This window comes from Thioalkalivibrio sp. HL-Eb18 (assembly GCF_000364985.1).
Taxonomy (GTDB): domain Bacteria; phylum Pseudomonadota; class Gammaproteobacteria; order Ectothiorhodospirales; family Ectothiorhodospiraceae; genus Thioalkalivibrio.
In genome coordinates, this window is the sequence record NZ_KB822962.1 from 161,095 (window position 1) to 187,619 (window position 26,525).

Annotated in this window: 21 protein-coding genes and 1 pseudogene; 13 read left to right on the forward strand and 9 right to left on the reverse strand. The window is 66.2% G+C overall.

Translation table 11 applies throughout. From position 1 onward, the window contains the following. Nucleotides 1-49: 49 nt before the first annotated feature. Nucleotides 50-1,486 (forward strand): argininosuccinate lyase, encoded by a 1,437-nt coding sequence (argH, locus tag F813_RS0103495; protein ID WP_017925577.1) that lies wholly within the window; start codon nucleotides 50-52, stop codon nucleotides 1,484-1,486. 49 nt (nucleotides 1,487-1,535) lie between these two features. Here argH and F813_RS0103500 read toward each other — a convergent pair whose 3' ends face one another. Beyond that, a complete protein-coding gene (locus tag F813_RS0103500; RefSeq protein WP_017925578.1) occupies nucleotides 1,536-2,039 on the reverse strand; it encodes a hypothetical protein in 504 nt (167 codons plus the stop codon). Nucleotides 2,040-2,178: 139 nt separating this feature from the next. Here F813_RS0103500 and F813_RS0103505 point away from each other — a divergent pair, with 139 nt between their 5' ends. Beyond that, nucleotides 2,179-3,681 (forward strand): YdiU family protein, encoded by a 1,503-nt coding sequence (locus tag F813_RS0103505; protein WP_017925579.1) that lies wholly within the window; start codon nucleotides 2,179-2,181, stop codon nucleotides 3,679-3,681. A gap of 15 nt (nucleotides 3,682-3,696) precedes the next feature. Here F813_RS0103505 and F813_RS0103510 read toward each other — a convergent pair whose 3' ends face one another. Continuing rightward, nucleotides 3,697-4,185 carry a universal stress protein gene (locus tag F813_RS0103510; protein WP_012981434.1) on the reverse strand — a complete coding sequence of 163 codons (489 nt, stop codon included), beginning with the start codon at nucleotides 4,183-4,185 and terminating at the stop codon, nucleotides 3,697-3,699. 264 nt (nucleotides 4,186-4,449) lie between these two features. Between F813_RS0103510 and F813_RS13525 the strand changes: the two are divergent. Together F813_RS13525 and F813_RS0103520 are read left to right on the forward strand one after the other, a co-directional pair. After that, nucleotides 4,450-5,954, forward strand: a pseudogene (locus tag F813_RS13525) (SulP family inorganic anion transporter). 72 nt (nucleotides 5,955-6,026) lie between these two features. After that, nucleotides 6,027-6,755 carry a rhomboid family intramembrane serine protease gene (locus F813_RS0103520; RefSeq protein ID WP_017925581.1) on the forward strand — a complete coding sequence of 243 codons (729 nt, stop codon included), beginning with the start codon at nucleotides 6,027-6,029 and terminating at the stop codon, nucleotides 6,753-6,755. A gap of 116 nt (nucleotides 6,756-6,871) precedes the next feature. On the opposite strand, the gene F813_RS0103525 is transcribed toward F813_RS0103520, so the two are convergent. Continuing rightward, nucleotides 6,872-9,004, reverse strand: a complete 2,133-nt coding sequence (locus F813_RS0103525; RefSeq protein WP_231289536.1) for a TonB-dependent receptor — start codon at nucleotides 9,002-9,004, stop codon at nucleotides 6,872-6,874. Nucleotides 9,005-9,228: 224 nt separating this feature from the next. Between F813_RS0103525 and F813_RS0103530 the strand changes: the two genes are divergently transcribed. Continuing rightward, nucleotides 9,229-10,257 (forward strand): porin, encoded by a 1,029-nt coding sequence (locus F813_RS0103530; protein WP_017925583.1) that lies wholly within the window; start codon nucleotides 9,229-9,231, stop codon nucleotides 10,255-10,257. Between the two features lie 176 nt (nucleotides 10,258-10,433). Here the strand turns inward: F813_RS0103530 and F813_RS0103535 are convergent, their stop codons facing one another. Further along, nucleotides 10,434-12,053 (reverse strand): BCCT family transporter, encoded by a 1,620-nt coding sequence (locus tag F813_RS0103535; RefSeq protein ID WP_017925584.1) that lies wholly within the window; start codon nucleotides 12,051-12,053, stop codon nucleotides 10,434-10,436. Nucleotides 12,054-12,202: 149 nt separating this feature from the next. Further along, nucleotides 12,203-13,408: a hypothetical protein gene (locus F813_RS0103540; protein ID WP_017925585.1), complete on the reverse strand. Its 1,206-nt coding sequence runs from the start codon at nucleotides 13,406-13,408 to the stop codon at nucleotides 12,203-12,205. 402 nt (nucleotides 13,409-13,810) lie between these two features. Between F813_RS0103540 and F813_RS0103545 the strand changes: the two genes are divergently transcribed. From F813_RS0103545 to asnB, 8 genes are all read left to right on the forward strand, one after another. Next, a complete protein-coding gene (locus F813_RS0103545) occupies nucleotides 13,811-14,329 on the forward strand; it encodes a MarR family winged helix-turn-helix transcriptional regulator (protein ID WP_038029692.1) in 519 nt (172 codons plus the stop codon). Nucleotides 14,330-14,355: 26 nt separating this feature from the next. Next, nucleotides 14,356-14,757 (forward strand): hypothetical protein, encoded by a 402-nt coding sequence (locus F813_RS0103550; RefSeq protein ID WP_017925587.1) that lies wholly within the window; start codon nucleotides 14,356-14,358, stop codon nucleotides 14,755-14,757. 69 nt (nucleotides 14,758-14,826) lie between these two features. Continuing rightward, complete coding sequence (locus F813_RS0103555; RefSeq protein WP_017925588.1) at nucleotides 14,827-16,068, forward strand: Zn-dependent hydrolase; 1,242 nt, start codon at nucleotides 14,827-14,829, stop codon at nucleotides 16,066-16,068. A gap of 36 nt (nucleotides 16,069-16,104) precedes the next feature. Then, complete coding sequence (locus F813_RS0103560) at nucleotides 16,105-16,848, forward strand: cysteine hydrolase family protein (protein ID WP_017925589.1); 744 nt, start codon at nucleotides 16,105-16,107, stop codon at nucleotides 16,846-16,848. Beyond that, nucleotides 16,845-18,311 (forward strand): sodium:solute symporter family protein, encoded by a 1,467-nt coding sequence (locus F813_RS0103565; RefSeq protein ID WP_017925590.1) that lies wholly within the window; start codon nucleotides 16,845-16,847, stop codon nucleotides 18,309-18,311. Before F813_RS0103560 ends, F813_RS0103565 begins: the two co-directional genes overlap by 4 nt. Then, nucleotides 18,308-18,430: a hypothetical protein gene (locus F813_RS14585; RefSeq protein WP_012981446.1), complete on the forward strand. Its 123-nt coding sequence runs from the start codon at nucleotides 18,308-18,310 to the stop codon at nucleotides 18,428-18,430. Before F813_RS0103565 ends, F813_RS14585 begins: the two co-directional genes overlap by 4 nt. Further along, the gene (locus tag F813_RS0103575; RefSeq protein WP_017925592.1) at nucleotides 18,418-19,500 is read left to right on the forward strand and encodes an aspartate carbamoyltransferase; all 1,083 of its coding nucleotides are present in this window, start codon (nucleotides 18,418-18,420) and stop codon (nucleotides 19,498-19,500) included. Before F813_RS14585 ends, F813_RS0103575 begins: the two co-directional genes overlap by 13 nt. 89 nt (nucleotides 19,501-19,589) lie before the next feature. After that, on the forward strand, nucleotides 19,590-21,608 hold the full coding sequence (gene asnB / locus F813_RS0103580; protein WP_017925593.1) for an asparagine synthase (glutamine-hydrolyzing): 2,019 nt from the start codon (nucleotides 19,590-19,592) through the stop codon (nucleotides 21,606-21,608). A gap of 54 nt (nucleotides 21,609-21,662) precedes the next feature. Here asnB and F813_RS0103585 read toward each other — a convergent pair whose 3' ends face one another. From F813_RS0103585 to F813_RS0103600, 4 genes are all read right to left on the reverse strand, one after another. Beyond that, nucleotides 21,663-22,547 (reverse strand): carbohydrate kinase, encoded by an 885-nt coding sequence (locus tag F813_RS0103585; RefSeq protein ID WP_017925594.1) that lies wholly within the window; start codon nucleotides 22,545-22,547, stop codon nucleotides 21,663-21,665. A 37-nt stretch (nucleotides 22,548-22,584) separates the two neighbouring features. Continuing rightward, entirely contained in the window at nucleotides 22,585-23,886 is a 1,302-nt protein-coding gene (locus F813_RS0103590) for a GGDEF domain-containing protein (RefSeq protein ID WP_017925595.1), read from the reverse strand. Between the two features lie 81 nt (nucleotides 23,887-23,967). Then, entirely contained in the window at nucleotides 23,968-24,834 is an 867-nt protein-coding gene (locus F813_RS0103595; protein ID WP_017925596.1) for an endonuclease/exonuclease/phosphatase family protein, read from the reverse strand. Between the two features lie 47 nt (nucleotides 24,835-24,881). Beyond that, nucleotides 24,882-26,525: an acetolactate synthase large subunit gene (locus tag F813_RS0103600; RefSeq protein ID WP_017925597.1), complete on the reverse strand. Its 1,644-nt coding sequence runs from the start codon at nucleotides 26,523-26,525 to the stop codon at nucleotides 24,882-24,884.

Genomic DNA, 26,525 nt, shown 5'->3' on the forward strand with positions numbered 1-26,525 from the left:
GCGTCTCCCTTATACTTCCGTGTCTTTCCAACCCGGTTCAGGGTGCACCATGACGCAGGATTCCGCACGCGACAAGCCGCAGGCCCCGGCCCCCGAGGGCGATGCCAAGCTCTGGGGCGGCCGTTTCTCCGAGCCCACCGACGCCTTTGTCGAACGCTTTACCGCCTCGGTCGAGTTCGACCAGCGCCTCTACCGTGAGGATATCCAGGGCTCGCAGGCGCATGCGCGCATGCTGGCGAAGGTCGGCGTGCTGACCGGCGCCGAGGCCGAACAGATCCTGCAGGGGCTGGATGCTATCCGCGACGAGATCGCCGCCGGCGAGTTCGACTGGCAGATCGGCCGCGAAGACGTGCACATGAACATCGAGGCGCGGCTGATCGAGCGCATCGGTGATGTCGGTAAGAAGCTGCACACCGGCCGTTCGCGCAACGACCAGGTGGCGACCGACATCCGCCTGTGGCTGCGCGCCGCCATCGACGACATCTTGGGCCTGATCCGGGGCTACCAGCGCGGGCTGGTGGATCTGGCCGAGCGCGAGGCCGCGACAGTGATGCCCGGCTTCACCCACCTGCAGACCGCGCAGCCGGTGACCTTCGGGCACCACATGCTGGCCTGGTACGAGATGCTGGAGCGCGATGCCCAGCGCCTGGTCGACTGCCGCGCGCGGGTCAATATCCTCCCGCTGGGCGCGGCCGCGCTGGCCGGCACACCGTATCCGCTGGACCGCGAGTACACCGCCGAGCTGCTGGGCTTTGACGGGGTGACGCGCAACTCGCTGGACGCGGTCTCGGATCGCGACTTCGCGATCGAGTTCACCGCCGCCGCGGCGACGCTGATGATGCACCTGTCGCGCCAGGCCGAGGAGCTGATCCTCTGGACCAGCGCGCAGTTCGCCTTCATCGACCTGCCGGATCGCTACTGCACCGGCTCGTCGATCATGCCGCAGAAGAAGAACCCGGACGTGCCCGAACTGGTGCGCGGCAAGACCGGCCGGGTCTATGGCCACCTGATGTCCCTGCTGACCCTGATGAAGGGCCAGCCGCTGGCCTACAACAAGGACAATCAGGAAGACAAGGAACCGCTGTTCGACACCGTGGACACCCTGCTCGGCTCGCTGCGCGCGTTCGCCGACATGGTGCCCAACCTGGAGGTGCGCGCGGAGAACACCCTGGCGGCCACGCGCAAGGGCTTTGCCACCGCGACCGATCTCGCCGACTACCTGGTCGGGCGTGGGGTGGCCTTCCGCGATGCCCACGAGGTCGTAGGTCGCGCAGTGCGGGTCGCGCAGGAGCGCGGAGTTGATCTGGCGGAGTTGCCGTTGGCCGATCTGCAGGCCATCAGTGATGCAGTGGGCGACGATGTCTATACCGTGCTGACCCCTGAGGGGTCAGCCGCCGCCCGTAACCTGATCGGCGGCACAGCCCCGGAGCAGGTCCGGCGCCAGGTCGCGGCCGCCCGTGAGCAGCTTGCAAGCACGATGGGCTGAAACACGGTCGAGGTGGTGCGAAGGCGCACCACCTGATTTACCAGGACCGTCAGTAGGCCAGCGTCGAGTCGATGACTTCCCACATCACGTTTCCGTGCACCACCTCGTAGCCGAGCAGCACCTGGCCATGGGCATCGTCGCCCTCGAAGTTCGCCAGTACCCAGCGGTGGTTCAGCACGTGGATGCCATCGGGCCGGAACGCAAAGCCCTCGTCGCCCTCGGCCTCGTGCGGGATCAGTTCCGGATGCTGCATGAGATCGTTTCGCAGGCGCTCCTCGGCACGCGCCATGCCGCGGCGCTGCAGGTCCTGGATATGCGCGTTCGTCAGGCCCAGTTCGACCGGACGCGGGATCTCGTGCCGGGTGTACTCCTGCAGCTGCACCTGGGTCTGGTACAGCTCGCGCTGGGCCTCGGTCACATCCTGCTCCAGGCCTGTTGCGCGGGCGATGTAGATGGCGAGGATGATGACGAAAAACAGCATGAAACCCAGCCAGGCCAGGCGTTCGCTGTTCTTCAGGCCACCCTGATTCTTGTTGTCCTGCTCCTCGGTCACGAGTCTCCTCCCGGAAATGGGGCACATCGCATGAAAGCCGTGCCCGCGTGACGGAACACCCGGGCTGTGTGGGCCCAAAGGTGCAAAATCGAATCGTCGCGCATCATAACGCCTGAAGCCGCGATCTGCCGAGGTATCGATGTCCCGCGCCGAAGCCCCAGCGCCCAGCACCCCCGAACTGCAATGGGTGAACCGCTTTGCGAGTCTGCCGGAGGCCTTTTATGACCGTCCGGCGCCAGCCCCGTTCCCGGATGCCACGTGCCTGGCGACCAGCCCCGGGATGTGCCAGCGCCTGGGGCTGGCCGAGACCGACCTGGCCCGCCAGCCCTGGCTGGGGGCCTGCACCGAAGGGCATCCGATGGAGGGCCCCGAGCCACTCGCCAGTGTCTATGCCGGGCACCAGTTTGGTGTGTTCGTGCCGCAGCTGGGGGACGGACGCGCAAAACTCCTGGGCGAGGTCCGTACCGCCACCGGCGAACACTGGGAACTGCAGGTGAAGGGGGCCGGGCGCACGCGCTACTCGCGCGGCGCCGACGGCCGCGCGGTGCTGCGCTCCTCGATCCGCGAGTACCTGATCTCCGAGGCGATGGCTGCGCTGGGCGTGCCGACCACCCGCGCGGTGGCCCTGTACGGCTCCAGCCTGCAGGTCCTGCGCGAGCGCGTGGAGCCGGGGGCGATCGTGCTGCGTGCGGCGCCCAGCTTCCTGCGCTTCGGGCACTTCGAATACTTCCACTACAGCGGTTACAGCGAACGCCTGCGCGAACTGATCGACTATGCACTGGCGCATGACTACCCCGAACTGGCGGACGCCGAAGACCCGGTGGCCGCGATGCTCGAACAGGTGATCGCGAATACCGCCGAGATGATCGCCGACTGGCAGGCCGTCGGGTTTTGTCACGGGGTGATGAATACCGACAACATGAGCCTGCTGGGTCTGACCATCGACTACGGCCCGTTCGCGTTCCTGGATGCCTACGACCCGGGCTACATCTGCAACCACACCGATCAGGGCGGCCGCTATGCCTTCGACCAGCAGCCGGCGATCGCGCAGTGGAACCTGATCCGTCTGGCCGAGACCCTGGTGATCCATTTCCAGGACACCACCCGCGAGGCCGCGATCGAGCGGGCCAAGGCACTGCTGATGGACTTCATGCCGCGATTCGAACAGGCCTGGCTGACGCGCATGCGCACGAAGCTGGGGCTGGTGGAGGAACGCGAAGGGGACCTCGAGCTGATCCACGACCTGCTGGCGCGCATGGCCGAGGAGGGCGTCGACTACACGCGCTTCTTCCGCCAGTTGCCGGATCTGGAACAGCCCGAGATCCGCGAACAGCTCGAGGCCGAGCTGGAGGACGCGGCCGCCTGGCGCGCGTGGTGGTCGCGCTATCAGGCGCGCCTGGAGGCGGAGGCCCGCCCGTTCGAGGCGCGCCGGGCGGCGATGAATGCGGTCAATCCCAAATACATCCTGCGCAACCACCTGGCGCAGGCCGCGATCGAGCAGGCCGAGGCGGGCGATACCTCCGAGCTGCTGCGGCTGCAGGCCATCCTCGCGCGCCCGTTCGACGAGCAGCCCGAGTTCGAGGCCTACGCGGACCTGCCGCCCGTCTGGGCCGCTGGCATCCAGCTGAGCTGCTCGTCCTGAGGCCCCGCTGCGTGGTCAGTTGACCGCGCCCTCCGGGGGCAGCTTCTCCTTCATCGAGTCGGACAGGGGTACGTCGTGTACCACCAGCACTGGCAGCCGGGCGTTGCGCACCAGCCACTCGGTCGCGGAACCGGAGAGCATGTTGGCGATCTGACTGCGCCCGCGGGTCCCCATTACGATCATGTCCGCGCCCCACTCCTCGGCGTGGCGCGAGATTTCCTCCGGCGCACTGCCGATGGCCACGGCCACCTCGTCGTCCGCCTCGGCCCACGCCTCGAGCTGTGCGCGGACCCGGTCTTCCGCCGAGTGGCGCATGTCCTTGGCATTCAGGGGTGAGGAGCCGGCGCCACTGAACGCACCAGCCGAACTGGGCCCTGCCACGTCCGACGGCTTCATCACATACAGCAACCGCTTCTTCGCCCCCGGGCAGTGCTGGCGCGCAACGGCCAGCGCCGCGGCAGAGGCGGGCGAGAAGTCGACGGCGATGATGACGCGCTGCAGCATGAAGATCCCCAATTGAACGCATGGAAGAGCCCCGGCAAAGGCTTGAGCGGGGCGGCAAACTTCAGGACGGGCTTATGAAGTGCTAGACTTTGTCGCCTTTCCTGGCGGTTTCAGTCTGTACCGGCATTGAACCGCTTGCAACCGCGCCATCCACTGGTGGCAACCGGGCCCGGCTACTTCGCACAAGTCTCTGGTACCTGTTCGTTCACCCGTTGATCCCGACGCATGTCGGCTTCGGCGCGCATGGGTATTGGGGACCATATCGTGCAGCAGACCCTACAAGACTTCCTCTCCCGCCAGCGCAAGATCTGGTTGTTCAATGTGCGCGGAGACCTGATTGCCGGGATCGTGGTCGCGCTGGCCCTGATCCCGGAGGCGATCGCGTTCTCCATCATCGCCGGGGTGGACCCGAGCGTGGGCCTGTACGCGTCCTTCACCATGGCCGTGGTGATCGCCTTCGCGGGAGGACGCCCCGGCATGATCTCGGCCGCGACCGGGGCCATGGCCCTGCTGATGGTGACACTCATCGCCGAGCACGGACTGCATACCTGCTGGCCGCGACCATCCTGACCGGCATCATCCAGATCCTGTTCGCCTGGGCCAAGCTCGCGCGCTACATGATGTTTATCCCGCGCACGGTGCTGGTCGGCTTCGTGAATGCGCTGGCGATCCTGATCTTCCTGTCCCAGGTGCCCTACCTGGTGGATGGCGACACCACCATGTGGGCGCTGGTCACGGCCGGCCTGATCATCCTCTACGGCCTGCCGATGATCCCGGGCTACCCGAAACTGCTGCCGCCGCCGCTGGTCGCGATCGTGGTGCTCAGCGTCGTGGTCTACTTCATGGGCCTGCCGACCCTGGAGGTCGGCGACATGGGCGAGCTGCCGGACGGCCTTCCGGTATTCCTGTTCCCGGACATCCCGCTGAACTGGGAGACCCTGCAGATCATCTTCCCGACCGCCTTCGCGCTGGCGATCGTCGGCCTGCTGGAGTCGCTGCTGACCGCCTCCATCCTCGACGACCTGACCGACACACCCTCCGGCAAGAACCGAGAGGCCCAGGGCCAGGGCATTGCCAATGTCGTCACCGGCTTCTTCGGCGGCATGGCGGGCTGCGCGATGATTGGCCAGTCGGTGATCAACATCAAGTCCGGGGGGCTGGGGCGGTTGTCCACGCTGTCGGCGGGGATCTTCCTGCTGATCTTCATCGTGTTCCTGGGCGACCTGGTCTCGATCATCCCGATGGCCGCGCTGGTCGCGGTGATGATCATGGTTTCCATCGCCACCTTCGACTGGGGCTCGCTGACCACCCTGCACAAGCTGCCGCGCACCGACGCCACTGTGCTGATCGTGACCGTCGGCACCACCGTGATCACCCACGACCTGTCGCTGGGCGTATTCGCCGGCGTGCTGCTCTCGGCGATCTTCTTCGCGCGCAAGATGGTCAAGGCGGTCGACGTGAAAAGCGACCTGTCGGAGGATGGCAAGACCCGTATCTACACCGTGCGCGGCCAGCTGTTCTTCGTGGCCGTGGACAAGTTCATCGACAGCTTCGACTACCGCGAGCGCATCCATAACGTCGAGATCGACGTGACCCGCGCCTCGCTGTGGGACAGCTCGGCGGTAGCGGCGATCGACAAGGTCGTCGGCAAGTTCCGCCGCAACGGCATGGAGGTCGAAGTAAAGGCCCCGGGCGGCGAGAGCGGCGAACTCCACGACAAGCTCGCCCTGCACGACAAGGGCGCCGATCTGGGGCCGGGCGGGCACTAGCCCCGGCACCGCAATCGGCGCCAGGAGGTTGGAGAAATTGGACCTCGCGCCGGGGCGTGGCAGGCTAGGCGCATGATGAACCTTCGCCGGCCGGCACCCCCGGCCGACCCCCGGGCCGAGCGCGAGCGGATTCGACGTGCGCTGCTCTGGCCCATGCTGGGGGCCGCCATCCTGATTGTGATCCATGCCCTGCATGACCTGGTCGGCGGGGACTGGTCGCGGCTGGGCATCCTGCCACGCGACGCGGTCGGAGCGCTGGGCATCGTCACCTCGCCGCTGATCCATGGCTCCTGGGGCCACCTGCTCGCCAATGTGCCCACCCTGTGGGTGCTCGGAATGCTCACGCTCTACGGCTTCCCGCGGGCCACGCGCGTTGCGGTCCCGCTGATCTGGCTGATGGGCGGGCTGGGGGTCTGGCTGTTCGCCCGCGAGGGGCTCCACATCGGCGCCTCGGGCCTGACCCACGGCCTGATGTTCTTCGCTGTAGTGATCGGCATTCGTCGCCGCGATGCGCTGTCCATCGCGGTGGCCATCATCATCCTGTTCCTCTACGGCAGCATGCTGTGGGGTGTCTTCCCCAGCGGCCCGAAGGTCTCGTTCGAGGCGCACCTGTTCGGCGCGGTCGTGGGCGCGGTCTGCGGCTGGTTCCTGTACCGTCGCGACCCGTTCCCGGTCTACCGCCGACATGACTGGGAGGACGATGATCCGACCGACCCCGAGACCCTGCGCAAGATCGAGCAGGGGCGGCTCGACGAGATCGAGCCGAAAGAACCGCCGGGGGGGCCCGGGCGGCGCGACTAGTTGGTCACCCTTTCCCGATGCAGTTCGCTGCGCTCAGTGCATCCTCCGGTAATGGTTCCGCGACGGGGGTTCGTAGGGTGCCGTGAGCGCAGCGAACCGCACCGGCCGCGGCCCGCTCACCGGCCGAAGGTCATGCGCATCCCGGCCATCAGGGTCAGGCCCGGGGCCGGCTCGTAGTAGCGGCGGTTGCCGTCGTTGATGCGGATGTTGTCGACGTTGTCCGCATCCAGCAGGTTGTTCGCGGCCACGAAGGCCTCGACATGGGCATTGCCATCCTGCCAGTGGCGGCCCGCGCGCAGGTTCAGCGTGGTCTGTCCGCCCACCCGTTCGTCGTTGGCGTCGTTCACGTAGCACCCGCCTGTGTACAGCGCATCGATGGTGAAAAAGTAAGGCCCCTGACGCCAGTCGGCCTCCACGAACAGCTGCTCGCGTGGCAGGCCGGGCAGGTGGTTGCCGTCGCGCCGCTCGCCCTGCTGGTCCACGAAATCCCGATAGCGGAAGTCGTTCAGGCTGAGCGCGCTGGACAGCGTCCATTGCTCTGTCGCGGCCCAGTCGATCGCCAGCTCGAAGCCGTTGCGCGCGGTTCGGCCGGCGTTGGTGTAGAACGTGCGACCGTCCACGTTGGGCTCCTCGAACGGGGCGATCTCGTCGCGCACGCGGGTCGCGTAGACCGAGGCATCCCAGGCCAGGCGACCGGTCTCGCGGCGGATTCCGACCTCGATGCTGCGCGCCCGCTGGGGGTCGAGATCGGCGTTGAATCCACCGCCGCCCTCGGGGTTCGCGAACTCGGTGAAGGTGGGTGTCTCGAAGTTGGTGGCCACGTTCACGTAGGCCCGGTACTCCGGGCGGAAGTGCCAGATCAGCCCCGCCATTGCGCTGGTCTCGCGGAAGGTCCGTGCATCCGAACGATCGGGTTCGCCCACCCGGTCGGAGAAGTGGTCATCGATGGACATGCGGATACGGTCATGACGGGCGCCGAGCACCATGTTCCAGTCGGACCCCAGCGCGGTGTCGGTCTGTACGAACACCCCGCGCGAGCGGGCGCGCTCGCGCTGGTCCAGCGCGAGGTCAGTTAGGGGATCTTCGGGATCTGCCGAACACTCGCGTGCGTCAGGATCGCGGTCAAAAAACCGTCCGGCTGAACAGCGCCGGGTGCGGTCGTCGCGCTGTTCCTCGACATCAATACCGGTCAGCACCCGGGTCGGCCCGATGGCCTGCTCGTACTGGGCGTTGAGCCCGTAGAAGTCTCGCTCGTAGGCCACCCGCGAGTCGCCGGGGAATGGCAGTTGCTGCGCATAATCGCGCTGGGTCCAGAACGCGCCGAGGCGCAGCTCGCCGGGGCCGAGCGACTGTTCCCACTGCAGCCCCGTGGTGAGCTGTTCGGCCTCCTGTGTGCTGTCCAGTGCCGTGGCCAGGGGTGCGGCCGCGCGCCGGTTATCGCGCATCTCGTCGCGGGTGAGTCCGCCGGGGTCGTCGGTGCGCGGGGCATCGAGGTAACGCAGGTGAAAGTTCAGCGTTCCCGCCTCCAGTTCCGAGGCGGTGTGCAGGCGCAGGTAGCGCTTCTCGGCGGTGGACTGGTCGCGGTAGCCGTCGATCGCGAAGTCGTGCGCGGTCAGGGAGTAGCGATGGGTCCCGTGATCCTGCTCGGCGATCGCCTCGGCGCGGCGATAGCCGTAGCTGCCCAGCATGACCCCGCCGCCAAAGCCGCGCGGGTCGCGCCCGTCGCGGGTGCGCGCCGAGATCACGCCGCCGGAGGCATTGCCGTACAGCGCGGCGCTGGGCCCGCGCAGGACCTCGATGTCGCGCAGGTTCAGCAGGTCGATCGCGTCCACCTGTGACTGGCCGTCCGGGGTGGTCTCGGGGATACCGTCCTGCAGGATGCGCAGCCCGCGTACCCCGAACGGCGCCCGCGAGCCGAAACCGCGGATGGAGATGCGCGCGTCCTGCGCGAAGTTGTAGCGGTTCTGGGCGAACAGTCCCGGCACGCGGTTCAGCGATTCGTCCAGCTGCAGGCCCTGGCGACCCTCGGTGGCCTGGCGTTCGTCCACGCGCGATACCGCCGCCGGCAGGTCCGCCAGCGGGGTGGCCAGCCTGGGTGCGGTCACCGTGATCTCCACCGGGTCGAGCACCGGCACGTCGTCTTCGGCGAGCCCCGTCGAGCCCGCGACCAGCAGGCCGGCGAACAGGGGCCACCGTAGCTTGCCAGAGAACGCCCTATCCACTCGTCGCTCCACCACGGTCCCTCCCATTCGCGGCTGCGTCGCCACAGGCCTCGAGTCAGCCTGCTCTTCGGAGGACTCGTCGCCGGTGCGCGGGTTCCCCGGTCGGGCGTATTGTTTATGCCACAGTGTCGCTTATTAACACGATCTTCACCCCCTCGTAATGGGCGCGTCACCCGCCCTCCCCATGCTTGCGCCCTGTCGGGACGCCGCTGCGTCTCGCCAACCTGCACATGCCAAAAGGGGAGAAACCCATGAATCGCAAGCACTTGCTGACCAGCCTGATTGCGGCTGGTCTGGTCGTTCCGGCCCTGGCTACGGCCGACTGGACTCTGTACGGACGCGCCCACGTTTCCGCCGATGTTCTCGATGACGGCGCCGACTACAATGAATTCAACGTTTCGAGTAACTCCAGCCGTCTGGGCTTCCGCGGCGAGCGCGAATTCCGCGAGCAAATGATCGGGATGTTCCAGATCGAACAGCAGGTGGACTTCGACACCGCGGCAGACAATGAATTGAGCTTTGCCACGCGCGACACCTTCGTCGGGCTGCGTGGCGACGCTTGGGGCATGTTGCGCGTCGGCAAGTTCGATACCCCCTTCAAGCGTGCTCGTGGTCCCGCCAACTTTTTCGGTGATCAGGTTGGCGATCTGCGTAATCTCGCGCGCTCCGCCGCCCAGACGGGTCGCTTCGACGAGCGCTTCAACAACAGCATCCACTACCAGACGCCGAGCTTTGGCGGCCTGACCTGGAACATCCAGTATTCGAACGAGACCGATGGCGCCACGACGGTGGACGGTGCTGACAACAAGGCCTACTCGACCTCGCTGAACCTGAGCCTGGGCGACCTGACCGGCGCGCTGGCCTACGAAAAGCAGGAAGACGGTGACGTGAATCCGGATGCCTGGCGCCTGGCTGTTGGCTACCGCATCACAGAGGCCTTCCGCATCGGCGGCCTCTACCAGAATTCCGAGACGGTCAATGGTGACGAGGCGGACGTGTACGGACTGGGCGGCCAGTTCCGTCTGAGCCCGAGCATGTACCTGAACGGCCACGTCTTCCAGCTGGATTCCGACCTGGACGATGCCGATGCCACGATGTACGCCCTTGGCCTGGAATATCGTATCGACAGCGACCTGCGCTTCTACGGCAACATTGCCATGGTCGACAATGACGATGCCTCGGCTCTGACCCCATGGGGTGCGGCGCGCAGTTCCGGCCCGGGTGGCGCGATGGGCGAAAACGCTACGGCCTTTTCGCTTGGCATGCGTTACGACTTCTAGATCGTGGCTCCAGCCCGTGTCCTGGATCCCGGGAGAGCGGGACACGGCTGAACAAAAAACCCCGCCGGACTACGCCCCGGCGGGGTTTCCTGTTTCTCCAGTACCGAGAGAGTCTGGCTCGGCATTGCACGGGGCCCATGACCCCGTGCTGGCCTCAAGGGTGGAGATCTGCCGGCCTATCCGGTCGCCTCCTTCAGTCGGATCAGCTTGAGTTCGTGGAACAGCCCCATCATCAGGCTGACGCACATGAACAGCAGCACAATCACGAAGGGCAGTCCGGTGCTGACGGCCCCGGCTTGCAGGGCCTGCAGCGCGGCCGCGCCGCCCACCGCCAGCAGCACACCGGCGATCACGCCCTCGACGGTGGCCCAGAACAGGCGCTGGGACTGCGGGGCGTCCGTCTTGCCACCGGAGGTGATCGAGTCGATCACCAGCGAACCGGAATCCGACGAGGTGATGAAGAACACCAGCACCAGGGTGATCGCCAGCAGCGAGGTGATCGTGGTCAGCGGCAGGTGCTCCAGCATCTGGAACAGCGCCAGCGAGGAGTCGCTGATGCCGTCGGCCAGTGCGCCGACCCCGTCGCGGGCCTGATCCAGGCCGGTCCCGCCAAAGGCACTCATCCAGATCACGGTCACGGCCGTCGGCACCAAGAGCACCGCGGTCACGAACTGGCGAACGGTGCGCCCGCGCGAGACCCGCGCGATGAACATGCCGACAAACGGCGACCAGGAGATCCACCAGGCCCAGAAGAAGATCGTCCACTCGTGGTAGAAGGTCTGGTCGTCACGGCCCACCGGGTTGCTGAGCGGCCACATGTACTGGGCGTAGGCGCTGAGTGTAATGCCGGTATTGGAGAGGAAGGCGATAAAGCCGCCGAACAGGGCCACGAACAGCAGCAGGATGGCCGCCAGTGTCAGGTTGATGTTGCTGAGCACGCGCACCCCGCCATGGATGCCGCGCATGATCGACAACAGGGCAATGACGGTAACGCCGATGATGATCGCCACCTGGGTGTTCAGCCCGGCCTCGATGCCGAACACCGACTCCAGTCCAGACGCCGCCTGCTGCGCCCCGAGACCCAGGGAGGTGGCCAGGCCGAACAGCGTGGCCAGTACGGCCAGGGTGTCGATCACATGCCCGACCGGGCCCCAGATCCGCTCGCCAAAGATCGGGTAGAACGCGGAGCGGATGGTGAGCGGCAGGCCCTTGTTGAAGGCAAAGAACGCCAGCGCCAGACCCACCACGGCATAGATCGCCCATGGGTGCAGTCCCCAGTGGTACATCGTTGCACCGAGCGCGGCGTGCTTCGATTCCTCGGTGCCGCCCTCGATGCCCAAAGGTGTCCCGAACCATTCGGTAAAATAGCCTACCGGTTCGGCTACGGCCCAGAACATCAGGCCGATACCCATGCCGGCGGCGAACAGCATCGAAAACCACGACAGCACACTGAAGTCCGGCTTCGCATCCTGGCCGCCGATCCGGATGCCTCCCACCGGCAGCAGGATCAGGGCCAGACAGAACAGCACGAACAGGTTGCCGGCCGACAGAAACAACCAGTCAAAGGTCTCGCCGATCCAGGCGCGCGTGGCGCCCAGACTCTCGTCGGCCTGTTCCGGGAACAGCAGGGACAGGATCACGAACAGGAGGATCAGCAGGGCGCTGACGACGAATACCGGGTTGTGTAGATCCAGCCCTAGCGGGTTGATGTTCTGTTCCCCGATCTCGTGATCGGTCTCGTAACGGGCCTCGAGCTCCTCAATCTCCCGTTTCGGGTCTTGTGCGTTGTCGCTCACGGTCTCCTCCTTGGAACTCCGGTCCGGGATGGCGAGTTCAGCCGGTCAATGCATTGACGGCGGCGGGTGGTCCCGGCTTTGTGAATGTCTCTAGCTTTGGTGGGCCCGGGGAACGGCATCCGCATGGACCCCGTTTCCCGGGGGCTGCGTCAGAAGTAGTACCCGAAGTTGATATTGAAGCGGGCTTCCCAGTTGTCATCTTCGTTGGCACCGAGACGGTCACCGAACGGATTGTCGCCGCGACGGTTGCCACCGACGAACTCGTTGCCGTTGGAGTAGGCGAGATCCGTATAGATGTACCAGTTGCCTCGGCCCCAGGCGGCCCCCAGCACCAGAAGGTCGCTGTTGTTGAAGTCGCTCTCGCTTTTTACCACTGAGCTGAATTCCGCATAGGGGATAACGTAGTCCAGCCAGCCGATATTCGGGGTCTCGTGGTAGTAGCTGAGCGAGACGGCCGGGACCCAGCCCTCGGTGGCCACGGTGTTCGGGAAGTCGTAAGCGCCCATGTCGATCCGGCGATCCGTGACGCTGCCATCAAGCAGCGTGTGTTCGTCCACGTCCATCTTGTAGTAGGTCAGCTGGCTGGCCAGTGTCCAGTTGCCCCAGTTGTTGACCATGTGGCCGGACACCGCGTAGTGGTCCCCGTCGTCCTGAGGGCCGCGGCTGCGCAGCTCTCCGTACTGCGCCGAGAAGCCCACCTCGTGGTTGGTATCCGGGATGCTGTAGATCCCGCGGATATTGACCTGGTTGCGTTCCTCAAAGCCGTCCCCGGTCTCGTTGACGACGTCGTAGGAGTAGCGGGCGCTGTCTTCGGTGTCACCCGAGTAGGACCCGGCATCGGAATAGAAATAGGCAAAATCCCAAGTCCAGTCGCCCATCGGCATCGTGTATTTGGCACCGAGGTTCATGTTGTCCGACAGGCCGAGATAGTAATGCTGGTCGAAAAACCAGCTCTGGGAGACACCGTACGGTCCCGGGCCGAACGGCGCGCGGGTCACGCCGACCTCCAGCTGGCTCTCGTTGTTGAAGCGATAGCCTGCCCAGCCGGTATGCAGCATGTTGTAGCCCTCGTACCAGCGGTACTCGAACTTGCCGAGCCACGGCCCGTTTTCGTAATCGAGATTGATGCGGGCGGTGTCCAGAGTGAAATCGCCACCCTTGCCCCATTCGCGTCGATCGCCGTCGGGATAGTCACCCAGGATATAGTTGGCCCTCAGCGCGCCACCGATGGTCAGATTCCCCACCTGGATGCCTTCGTACTCTGCGGCCGCGGACTGCGGGCCAAGGGTCAAGGCGAGCACGATGGCTCCGGACAGCCCGAGCGCCCGGGGCCGGTTCAACGTGTACTTGTCCATGCTGTACTCCTCCCGAAAAGGTCTGTCAGGGAGGTCACGCATTCTGAGGAGACAACTGACCCAGTCCCGCCGCGAGAAGGTTGGTGCGCAGCATTTTCACCCCTCTGATCGATGGCCCTTTTCGTGGGCCGTGCGGGTTCGGTCAAACCCTTCCGATGCCGACCTGCCTGTCCCTGTCCCCTGTAGTGGTCGCTCCCAAGATCTGACCGCGAGTGCGGTCCTCATTCTGGCATTGCCGGCAAGGAATAGATCGCCGTACCTGGCCAAACGGACCCTCTCCGTGGCCCTTCCTCTAGATAGACGCATGTACAGGTCTTGTCCAATGACTGAGTAGCCCAGACTTGCGCTAATAGTATTTTTGTACAAAACTATATGGCAATCGCCACACTGAGTCCGACTGTGATGTCAGCTGTTTCTGCCCAGAACGAACCTCAACGCCCCGCAACGGAAGGGGAACCGGATCTGCCGCGTTCCGTGATCCGTCAGCTGCGCGTGATCATCCGCGCCCTGCAAGGGCACTCGCGGGCAGTGGAGCGCGCCTGTGGGATCAGTGCCTCGCAGTTGTGGGCCTTGTGGGAGCTGCAGCGTACGCCCGGGCTGAATGTCAGCGACCTCTCGCGTCGGCTGTCGGTGCATGCCTCGACCACCTCGAACCTGCTGGACAAGCTGGAATACAGCGGGCTGGTCGAGCGCCGCCGTCCAGAGAAGGACCAGCGCATCGTGCGCCTGTATGTCACGCCCAAGGGGGAGGCGCTCCTGTCCGACGCCCCGGCGGCCCCCCAGGGCGAGTTGAACCGTGCGTTGCACGCCCTCCCGCCCGAGCGCCTGGCCGAGCTGGATCAGGGGCTGACCCTGCTGGTCGATGCGATGAACACCACCGAGCCGCGTGCCGGTCTGCAGCCGTTCGAGGTGAAAACCTGATCGGCGTGGCCGTCAGGAAACGCGCCATGCGCTCCCTCCTGCCCGCGAGCCTGCTGCTTCTGCTGCTGCCGCTGGTTGCACTGGCCGAGCCTCGTTTTGACGACCCGCCTGCGGACTCCCGTGATGGTGGTCTAACCCTCGAATGGAACGCCGAGGGGCCCGTCGAACTCGAACAGGCGAGCGGTCCGGATTTCGACGACGCTCGCGTGATCTACCGCGGCGGTGACACCAGCAGCGTGATCAGCGGTCTCCCGGACGGCGAATATCGCTTTCGCCTGCGGGCCGATGGCGCGGACGACTGGGCCGACGAGGCCCGGGTCGAGGTGGCGCACCACAGCCTGGCCCGTGCGTTCGGCTTTTTCGCGCTGGGGGGCGTCGTCTTTCTGGTCCTGATCGTCGCCATCCTGCGCGGCCGCCCGCGCGACTGAATTCACTCGCCCCGCCCCGTCGATCCGCGTGCACCGCGACCGGGGCCGGTGGCCCCACCGGAGAACACGATGCACGAACTCAAGATCAACATGCAGCGCCTGCAGCAGGACATCACCGAGCTGGGGCAGATTGGACGCGACGCCGACCGTGGCCTGCACCGCCGCGCGTTCAGCGAGGGGGATCGCGCCGGGCGCGAGTGGTTTCGTGGCCGCCTGGAGGCCGCGGGCCTCGACGTCTGGCAGGATGGCGCCGCCAACCTGCATGGTCGACTGGACTACGACGGCAAGCGCCCGGTGGTCGCGATGGGCTCACATCTCGATACCGTCCCCGGCGGCGGCCCGCTGGATGGTGCCCTGGGCGTCCTGATCGGGCTGGAGGTCCTGCGCACGGCCAAGGAACAGGAGGTCGACCTGCAGTATCCGCTGGAGGTGATCGACTTCACCGACGAGGAGGGCCGGTTCGGCGGCATGTTCGGCTCGCAGGCGATGGCCGGCAAGCTGACCCCGGAGAGCATCAGCCATGCCCGGGATCTGGAGGGCATCACCCTGGTCGAGGCGATGGCCAACTGGGGCCTGAATGCCGACGACGCCCTGAGCGCGCGGCGCGACCCGCACACCCTGCATGCCTTCATCGAGACCCATATCGAACAGGGCCCGGTACTGGATCGCCGCGGGCTGAGCGTGGGTGTGGTCGAGGCCATCACCGGGTTGTTCAAGTGGGAGGTGCGCCTGAAGGGGCAGCCGAACCATGCGGGCACCACGCCGATGGATATGCGCATCGACGCCTTTCAGGGGCTGGCCGAGTTCGGCGGCGAGATCAATCGCCTGCTGGAGGAGCACGGCAGCCCGAACTCGCGCGCGACCATCGGACGCGTGGAGCTCTCGCCGGGCGCGGCGAATACCGTGCCCGGCATGGCGACCTTCTCGTTCGAGGTGCGCGACACCGACGAGAAGGTCCTGACCGCGCTGGCCCATGCGGCCCGCCGGACCCTGTCGAGCCTGGCGCGACGGCGCGACCTGATGTTCGAGTTCGACGTGCTCTCCGAGATCGATCCCGTGCGCTGCGATACGGGCATCGTGCAGACCATCGAGGCGACCGCCGAACGCATGGGTCTGGAGTACCTGACCATGCCCAGCGGGGCCGCGCACGACACCCAGAGCATGAGCGCGATCACGCGGACCGGCATGATCTTCGTGCCGAGCCTGCAGGGGCGTAGCCATTCCGCAGCGGAATGGACAAACTGGGAGGACATCGAGACTGGCGCCAACCTGACGCTGCAAAGCGCCTTGGCCCTGGCCGCCCGTTCGTGAGCATCCCCGATCACCGCGACCCAAGGACCGCCCGGCATGGCCAATAACGACAACGTCTCCCAGCTCACCGACTACGACTCCCTGGACCCGCTGCGCGAGCAGTACCAGGAGAGCCTGATCACGACGCCGGTCCTGCGTCAGGAGCTGCGCGAGCATCACGTCGCCCTGCTGTGCATCGACCTGCAGTATCTGGACGCCGCGCGCGGTCACGGCGTGTTCGCCGACTCGGTGCAGTCCGGCGTGCCGCCCGAGGCGCAGGAGTACTACTTCAACCGTCTGGAGCAGACGGTGCTGCCGAACGTGCGCCGGTTGCAGGATGCGTTTCGCGAGCAGGGGCTGGAGGTCATCCACACGCGTATCCGATCGTTGACCCACGACGGCCGCGACCGCAGCCCGGGCCACAAGCGCCTCGGTCTGCACGCCGCGCCCGGCTCCAAGGACGCGGAGTTCGTCGAGCAGGTGGCACCGGTGGGCGACGAAATCGTGCTGGACAAGACCGCCAGCGGGGTCTTCAACTCGACCAATCTGCACTACATCCTGCGCAACCTGAACATCTCGGCGCTGTTCATTGTGGGTGTGTACTCCAACGAGTGCGTGTCCACGGCCGTGCGCGATGCCTGTGACCTCGGCTTCTATGTCACGCTGATGGACGACGCCACCGCGACGGTGACCCCGGAGATGCAGAAGGCGACGATCACCACCATCAAGGATCGCTACGCCCGCGTGATGACCACCGACGAGGCGATCCGCGAGATCAAGAAGGTGAAGGAGGCCTCGTGACCGGCCTCGACGACCCGATCCTCCCGAGTTCGATCGCCTGGGGGCTGCTGATCGCGTTCAGCATCCTCTGGGTGGTGCTCGGCTGGTGGCTGGGTCGTCACAACAAGACCGCCGAGGACCACATGCTGGCCGGGCGCAACGTGGGGCTGGCGTTGGCCACCGCGACTGCGATGGCCACCTGGGTGACGGCCAACACCACGATGACCGCCCCGCAGCTGGCGCTGCAGTTGGGTGTCTGGGGCATGCTCGGGTATTCGCTGGGGGCGCTGGGCCTGATCCTGTTCGCGCCGCTGGCGCGACGGATCCGCGAGCTGATGCCGCGCGGTTTCACCTCCGGGGACTTTATCCGGCTGCGCTTCGGCACTTTTACCTGGCGGGTCTTCCTGCTGGTCTCGCTGATCTACGCCTTCGGCTGGCTGGTCTCGATGGCCATGGCTGGCGGGGTACTGATCAACGCCCTGGCCGGGATCGACTACCGCGTGGGGATGACCGTGATCCTCACGGTCTGCGTGATCTACACCCTGCTGGGCGGTTTGCGCGCGGTCATCGGGACCGACTTCATCCAGACCATCATCATCATCGCGGGCGCGGCGTTCATTGCCTGGCTGACCATCGACAAGGTCGGCTTCGAGGCGATCCACTTCAACCTGATGGAAGAGCGCCCGGAACTGCTGAGCCTGCTGTTCCCGGCCGCGATCATGTTCCTGTTCAACAACCTGCTGTTCGGGGTGGGCGAGATCTTCCACTCCAACGTCTGGTGGTCGCGTGCGTTCGCCTTCGGCCGCAACGTGGGCTTCCGCGCCTACCTGCTGGGCGGGCTGCTGTGGCTGCCGATCCCGATCGTGGCCGGATTCATCGCCCTCGCTACGCCGGCACTGGGCATCAATGTGCCCGCGGCGGACATGGTCGGGCCGCTGGTCGCGGCCGAGGTGCTTGGGCTGACCGGCGCAATCGTGGTCTTCATCGTCGTCTTCGCCGCACTGGCCTCAAGCCTCGACTCGCTGCTGGCGGCCACCTCGGACCTGGTCACCCGTGATATCTACCGCGGCCATATCCGTCCGCAGGCCAGCGAGCAGAACCAGTTCCGCGCGACCAAGGTGATCGTGGTGCTGCTGGGGCTGCTGACCTGGCTGGCCGCGAGCTATCGCGGCGAGCTGCCGATCATCGGATCGCTGGCCGAACTGCTGTACTTTACCGGGGCCTTCGTGGCCTCGGCGATCTGGCCGATCGTCGCCGGGCTGTACTGGCGGCGGGCGAACCCTCAGGGCGCGGCCTGGTCGATGATACTGGGATCGGGCATTGGGCTGGCCAGCTATTTCCTGATCGGCTTCTATGTCGCGGCACTGGTGGGCGCGGCCGTCTCCCTGGCCGTGATGGTACTGAGTACCTGGCTGGCGCCGCGGCCGTTTGACTGGGATCGCCTGTCCCGCGACGCCAAGGCCGAGGAGGTCCGGAGCGCATGATGATCTCGTCTACCGCCTTGTCCGTGATCGTCGTGGTGGCCACGCTGGTCGCCACCCTGACCCCGATCCTGCTGCTGGCCCTGTTCATTCGCGACTGGAAAAAAGGATGCCTCTGGTGAACTACACCGAAGATCCCCTGCACGTGCTCCACCCGAAAGACGGCGCCGCCGGTACCGACCGGCCGAAGGCGCTCCTCGAGGCGGTGGAGGAAGACCCGGACCCGCTGCTGAAGCTCGCGGCCGCGCATGTGGTCTCCAGTCAGCAGTTCTCGCGCGCCGAACTGCTGCAGTTGTTCCGTCTGGCGGCGCAGTACGAGACCACCCCGGCGCTGATGCACCTGCCGCTGGCCGGCAAGATCCTGATCAGCGCGTTCTACGAGCCTTCGACCCGAACGCGGCTGTCGTTCGAGAGCGCCTGGCACCGGCTTGGCGGGGCGGTGATGTCGATCACCGACCCCAAGAGCACCGGGATTGCCAAGGGCGAATCGCTGGCGGACATCGCCGAGATGTTCAACAACTACGGCGACGTGCTGGTGCTGCGCTCCTCCGACGGCGAGGCGGCGCACAACATGCTGGAGAACCTGCGCATCCCCCTGGTCAACGCCGGCAACGGAATCGACGAGCATCCGACCCAGGCCCTGGCCGACGTCTACACCCTGGCCAAGTGGCGACCGCAGCTGTTCACCGGCCCGGTGGCGCCGGAGGATCGCATCAAGGTCGGCATCATCGGGGTGCCCTCGCGCATGCGCACGGTGCGTTCGCTGCTGCGCCTGCTGAGCCTGTTCCCCGAGGCCATCGAGGAGGTCGTAATCATCTCCCGCGAGGACGAGAATTTTGACCCGGGCCAGCGCGAGGAGCTGGAAGAGGCTGGCCTGAGCCTTCGCGTGGTGCACGAACTGGACCCGCTGCTGCCGGAACTGGACGTCGTCTATATCAACGCCATTGCCTGGGTGGGGGACACGTTCGAATCCATGGGCGAGGGCCTGAAGCTGGATCGCAACTCCCCGCTCAAGAAGGGCGCGGTCATCCTGCACCCGCTGGCACGCGGTGACGAGCTGTCCACGGACCTCGACGACACCCCGCACAATTGGTACTTCGCCCAGGCCCGCGGGGCTGTGTTCGTGCGCATGGCGCTGTTGACCACGGTGGTCCGCCGGATCAGTGCGGTCATGGATACCCCGGAAGACTGAGCCAACGTTGAACTTGAACCGCGAGCGGCGTGGCGCGCCGTAAAGCGCGCCCCGCTCGCCCCCACGGAATCGAACCAAGGAGACATGCCATGTGTGGCATCGCCGGAATCTTTCACGCCGACCCCAACCGGAAGGTGGACCCTCAGACCCTGGTCAACATGGCCGCGATCCAGTATCACCGCGGCCCGGACGGCTTCGGCTACAAGACGCAGGATGATCGCGGGGTGGGGTTTTCGCATGCTCGGCTGTCGATCATCGATCTGGACGAGAACCGCGGCCGCCAGCCGTTCTGCCTGACCGATGGCGAGATCATGACCGCGGTCAACGGCGAGCTGTACGACTACAAGCGCATCCGTACCGATCTGACCTCGCGCGGGGTGCAGTTCCGCACCAAGAGCGACTCCGAGATGGTCATGCACCTGTACCAGCGTGAGGGGCTGGAGGATGCGATCAAGCATTTCCGCGGGGAGTTCGCGATCTCGCTGTATGACCGCAAGCGTGACCGCCTGGTCCTGATCCGCGACCGATTCGGCATCAAGCCGCTTTACTTCACCGAGGCCAATGGCAGCTTCGTGTTCGGCTCCGAGTTGAAGGTACTGTTCGCCAACCCCGACGTCCCGCGCCAGTTTGCCGATGACGGCCTGTACCACCAGCTGATGCAGACCATGGTCCCGGGGACCACCGCGTTCGAGGGCATCCAGCAGGTCAAACCCGGCCACATGGTCATCGTCGAGCGCGCTCACGGCAAACTGAAGGTGCGCCAGGAGAAATACTGGGACATGGACTTCCCGCTGGCCTCCGAGCGCCCGCCGGAGGAGAACACCGACGAAAACTACTGGATCGAGGGTGTACGCGAACAGCTGATGGAGGCCGTCCAGCTGCGCCTGGAGGCCGACGTGCCGGTGGCCTGCTACCTCTCCGGCGGCATCGACTCCTGCATCACCCTGGGCCTGGCCTCGGCCAGTCAGCAGTCGCCGGTCAAGGCCTTCACCATCGGCTTCGACAACGACGACTACGACGAGACCGCGATTGCCCGCGAGATGGCCGAGAGTGTCGGTGCCGACCAGGACATCCTGAAGCTGGACGCCGACCACCTCTACGACAACTTCGAAGAGGCCCTGTGGCACGCCGAGCGCACCATCTACAACACGCTGGGGGTGGCCAAGCTGCTGATGAGCCGCCACGTGAACGAGGCGGGCTACAAGGTAGTGGTCACCGGCGAGGGCTCGGACGAGCTGTTCGGCGGCTACCCGGCCTTCCGCCGTGACATGTTCCTGCACGGCCTTGACACCCTGCCGGAGGCCGACCGCGCCGCCTGGCAGCAGATGCTCAACGAGTCCAACGAGCTGTTCTCGGGTGCGATGCTGGCCGAGGACGAGGTCGACGACCCCGAGTTTACGAAGATGATGGGCTTTACCCCGTCCTGTCTGCAGCCCTGGCTGGCGGCCGCCGCGCACGTGCCCGGCCTGCTGGCGCCGGAGCGCCGCGAGCGCATGCAGGGCTATCAGCCCGGCCGTGCGATCGCCAACGCCCTGGACGACGACATGCTGGATGGCCGCCACCCGCTGGACAAGGCCCAGTACGTCTGGATCAAGACCATGCTGGAGGGGCAGATCCTGACCTGGGGTGGTGATCGCATGGACATGGCCAACTCCATGGAGGCGCGCCCGCCGTTTCTCGACCACCACCTGGCCGAATTCTGCGCCCACCTGCCGCCGACCATGCGCATCAAGGGTCGCACCGAGAAGTATGTGCTGCGCGAATCGATGAAGGGCCTGCTGCCCAAGGTGCTCTACGAGCGTGAGAAATTCGCGTTCATGGCCCCGCCCGCGCACACGGACCCGGTCAAGTGGGCGGCGATGAAGGCCCTGGCCGATCGCTATCTGTCGCCGGAGAAGGTGGCCGAGGCGGGCCTGCTGGACCCGGAGGGCGTGCGGCGCGTGTTCGAGATCCACGAGGACGAGAACACCCCGGCGGCCACCCAGGTCCAGCTGGACGCGGTGATCAACCACATGATCGGGGTGCAGGTGCTGCACGAGAAGTTCGTCGCCACCGACATCCCGGCGCTGGCCCGCCAGAAGGCCGACGAGTTCGGCTGGCGCCCGTAAGCTGGCGGTTCGGCCAACGGCCATCTCGGACGAGGTGGCCAGGCCTGTCCGCGCTCAATCCCAGTGGATGCGGGCGTCCCGGTAAAAGTCGGGGTCGTCGCTGGTGGCGCCCTGCAGGGTGCAGACGGCTGCCGCGAAGGCCAGCGCGCGTTCGAGGATGGTCCGCCAGTCCCAGCCCTGCCGCATGCCAAGCAGGACGACACTGGCAAAGGCATCGCCGGCCCCGACCGCATCGCGAAGCTCGGGTACCGACGGGGCCGGGGCCGCAACGCGTTCCCCCCCTACGGTCTGGATGATCGCCCCGTCGGCCCCGGCGGTGACGACCAGGGCCTGACGGATGCCCGCCTGCTCCAGCAGGGTGGACTTCGCCTCGTCGTCCGCCGTCCCGGGGACCAGGGTGGCCAGCTCGTCCTGGTTCAGCTTCACCACGTCGGCGTTCCGTATCAGGTCCAGCGTCGTGTCCCGGGTATACCAGGGGTCGCGCAGGTTCACGTCCACGAAGCGGTGCCCGGCGCGTTCGCGCAGGCGTGCCAGCAGGTCGTGATTCCCCCGGCGCAGGGCCAGGGTGCCGTGGTAGAGCAGAGGCGTCGAGGCGGGCAGTTCATCGGCCCAGGCGGCGGGTACGTCGTCGTAGGCCTGGTCCGGCACGATGGTGTAGCTGGGTTCGCCGTGGGCGAGTTCGACACGGACCTCGCCGGTCGGGGCCTCGGGGTGCCGGTACAGCCCGCGGGTATCCATGCCGATCGCATCCATGCGGGCCTGCACCTCGGCACCCGCCCGGTCGTTGCCAATGCCGCCGACGAAACAGACCGGCTCCCCGAGCTGATGCAGGTTCCAGGCGACATTGAATGGCGCCCCGCCCAGCACACGCTCTCCATCGGGAAAGGCATCGAACAGGACCTCGCCAAAGATCAGCTGAGGGGATGACTCGGCAGTCACAGTGGCCTTCTCCTATCAGAGAAATTTTCCCGGGCGATCAGGACGGGTGAGGCTCGCGGTCGGCCCGCTCCACGCGATCGCGCCCCAGCTTCTTCGCCTGTAGCAGGGCGTGATCCGCGGCGTCGAAGATGGCCTCGGTGGACTGCCCAGCTACGATCGGGCACATACCCGCCGAGATGGTCACGCGCAGCCGTGTCTTTCCGGCCCGTACGATCAGCCGATCGACGGCCTCGCGGATCGAATCGGCACGGCGCTGACAGGTATCCGGGTCAGCGGTGAGGATCATCACGAATTCCTCGCCCCCGTAGCGCGCAACGAAGTCCTCGCTGTGTACACCTTCGGCCAGGATCTCCGCGACGGCCTTCAGCACCTTGTCGCCGGCACTGTGACCGTACTCGTCGTTGATCGCCTTGAAGCGGTCGATATCCCAGACCAGCAGACAGGCCGGTTGCTCCGCCCCCAGTTCCTCCCGCAGGCCATCAAGGTAGCGCTCGAAGGCGGTGCGGTTGGGCAGCCCGGTCAGGCTGTCGCGGTAGGCCTCCGCCCGCGCCTGATCCAGCCGCTTGCGCAGGGCATTGATCTGCGACTCCAGCGTACGGCCCTTCGCCCGCAGCAGGCGGTTGCGCTCCAGGGCCTCGAGCAGATCGCTTTCCTGCTGGTTGCGAAAGGCCGCCACGTGTTCGACCACGCGGTCCAGGCCCCGGCTGATCTCCTGGCGCAGGGTGCCGATGTCCTCCAGGTCGTCCATGCGGCCCTTCATGGCCTGGACGTTGTCCGAGATGCCGGCGTGCAGGGACGCAACCGAGTCGCGTGCCCGTTCGCTGCGTTTCTCGTCTTCCGACAGGGCCGAGTCGACATCTTCCAGGCGATGCCAGATTTCGCCCACGACGTCCGACAATTCGTCGCGCTCGTGCATGGCGCGCTCGCACTTGTCATGCAGGACGAGGAAGAGCCGGGAAAGCGTTCGCTCGATCTCCGAGCGGTCGCGCCGCTCCGTGGCGCGATGCAGGTCATCCAGGCCGGGATCCAGGAAATCGAACCCGTTCAGTCCGCGGCGCACGACCTCGAGCACAGCGCTGGCCAGGTCCTCGTGATGATCGGAGCTGCGAACCGCGTCGGCCAGCTGCGCACCCAGCCGATCCATCCAGGCAGAGTCGGGCGGGCAGGCCTCTACCGCGCGGGACAGGCCCTGAACCGCGCCATCCAGTGCCGGCACGCGGGCACCGACCACCGCCAGTGCCCGCAGGGCCACCCGCCTCAGTGCATCCTGCTGGACCTGCTCGCGCTCCAGTCGGCGTTCGAGGTCGATGATGGTCCTGCGCATCTCGCTGGCGGACATGGGGCTCCCGGAAGGGCTGTGGAGTGTGGGTGTGCCGGGATCATTTAACCGCGTCCGCGACGCGGACGCCACCAGTGGGGATCAGGCGGTGTGGCGGGTCCCGTGCAGCGACTGGGCGGCCGGAAGCTCGATCTCGATACCGACCGGGAGGTGGTCGGACAGGGCCACGTTGTACACACGCATGTCGCTGACATGCAGGTCCGGCGTCAGCAGGATATGGTCGAACACGAGGCGCGGATCCCAGGAGGGATAGGTGGCCGGGCAGCTCATCGGTTCCAGCAGCCCGGTACGGGCGACCAGACGACGGATCTCCAGGCTGTCCTGCTGGCAGTTGAGATCCCCCATCACCACGGCGTGGCGTTCCGACTGGATGCGCTCGGCGACGTAGTCCAGCTGGGCCTGGCGGGCGCGCCGGCCGAGTGCAAGGTGCAGCAGGAACAGCACCAGTTCCTCGCCATTTTCCATCGCGTAACGAGCCTCGATCGCCCCGCGCCCTGGCAGCGGTCCGGGCAGGCGGTGCATTTCGACCCGCTCCGGCTCCAGCCGTGAAAACAGGGCCAGCGAGTGCTTGGCAAACTGGCCGAGGTTACGATTGATTCGATTATAGGTATGCGGGAAGCGGGCCTTTTCCGACAGATAGGAGGCCAGGTCGACAAAGTTCGAGCGCAGGCTGCCCCCGTCCAGCTCCTGGACGCCGACGATGTCGAAATCGGAGATGAAGCGCGCGACGCGGTCCAGGTTGCCGATCCGCCCCTTGTAAGGCAGGACGTGCTTCCAGGAGTTGGTCAGATAGTGGTGCAGGCGCGACGAGGGGATGCCCACTTGGGCATTGAAGCTCAACAGGCGCAGGCGCTGCGCCCCCTGGTCGTGCTGATAGGTCAGTCCGCGGACTTCCGGCGAGGCCGGCTGTGCGCGAACGGGTTCGGCATGCTTGCCGTCGGCCGTCATACTGCTTGGTTCCCCAGAGAATGGCGGAAGGCCCGCCTGGATACTCCCTAAAATGGACAGACCAACTCGCCCAAACGTTCCGTCAGCTTCAGGTTTTCGCTGTAGTCGACCGGGCAGTCGATGATGGTGACACCGGGGGTGGCGAGGGCCTCGCGCAGGGCGGCCTCCAGGCTGTCGTCCGGGCCGATGCGCACGCCGCTGGCGCCAAACGAGTGCGCCAGCTGGACAAAATCGGGGTTGCCGAAATCGACAAAGGCCTTGCGCCCGTATTCGCGGACCTGCTTCCACTCGATCAGGCCGTAGGCGTTGTCGTTCCAGATCAGCACGACAAAGCTCTGGTTCAGACGCACGGCTGTTTCCAGTTCCTGCACATTCATCAGGAAGCCGGCATCGCCGGTAACCGCGATCACCTGGCGTTCCGGGTAGAGCGCCGCCGCCGCGATCGCCCCTGGCAGGGCAATGCCCATGCTGGCAAAGCCGTTCGAGATCAGGCAGGTGTTGGGGAGCTCGCAGCGGAACATGCGTGCCATCCAGAGCTTGTGCGCCCCGACGTCCGTAATGACCACGGCGTCGAGCTCGGCCGCGGTGCGCAGGTCCCAGATCAGCTTCTGCGGCTTCAGCGGGAACTGGGTGTCCTCGCGATGCTCGTTCATGTCGTCGATCAGACTCTGGCGCAGCGGGCGCAGGATAGTCTCCTCGCGCGGGTCCACGAGATCCGTGAGGCGGGCGAGGCAGGTGTTCAGATCGCCGATCACCTCGGACGAGACGTTGTAGTGGCCATCGACCTCGGCCGGGGCAGAGTCGATGTGGATCAGCGTGCGGTCGCCGGTCGGGTGCCAGAGCTTGGGTGGATATTCGACCAGGTCATACCCGATGCAGACGATAACGTCGGCCTTGTGAAAGCCGAAATTCACGAAATCCTGGCTTTGCAGGCCGACCGAGCCCAGCGCCAGCGGGTGGCGGAACGGCAGCACGCCCTTGGCCATGAAGGTGTTGGCCACCGGGATATTCAGCGCGGAGGCGAGCTGGGAAAGGGCACCGCTGGCCCCCGAGCGGATCACGCCGTTGCCGGCCAGGATCAGCGGATGCTTGGCCTCGTTAAGCAGCTTCGCCGCGGCCTCCAGCGAGGCCTCGGCCGGCACCGCCTCGGGCCCGGCATGGACCGGAAGCGGGGGGTTGGGGCACGGCAGGGCCGCCACGTTCTCCGGCAGCTCGATGAAGCTGGCGCCGGGCTTGCCACCCTCGGCCCACTTGAAGGCCTTGCGGACGATCTCCGGCAGGATTTCGGGCTCGACCACGCTGGAGCTGTACTTGGTGATCGGCTGGAACAGACCCTTCAGGTCAAGTACCTGGTGCGACTCCTTGTGCAGCCGGTGGGTACTGGCCTGGCCCGCGATTGCGACCAGCGGGGCGTGATCCATGTTGGCATCGGCCACACCGGTGATCAGGTTGGTCGCCCCCGGGCCAAGCGTCGCCAGGCACACCCCGGCACGGCCGGACAGGCGGCCATGGACGTCGGCCATGAAGGCCGCGCCCTGCTCGTGGCGCGTGGTGATGAACTCGATCGGGGAGTCGGCCAGGGCGTCGAGAACGGCCATGTTCTCTTCGCCCGGCAGGCCGAACACGCGCTCGACCTGTTCCTGTTCCAGGCATTCGACCAGTCGCTGGGCCGTGGTGACGGTTGTGCTCAC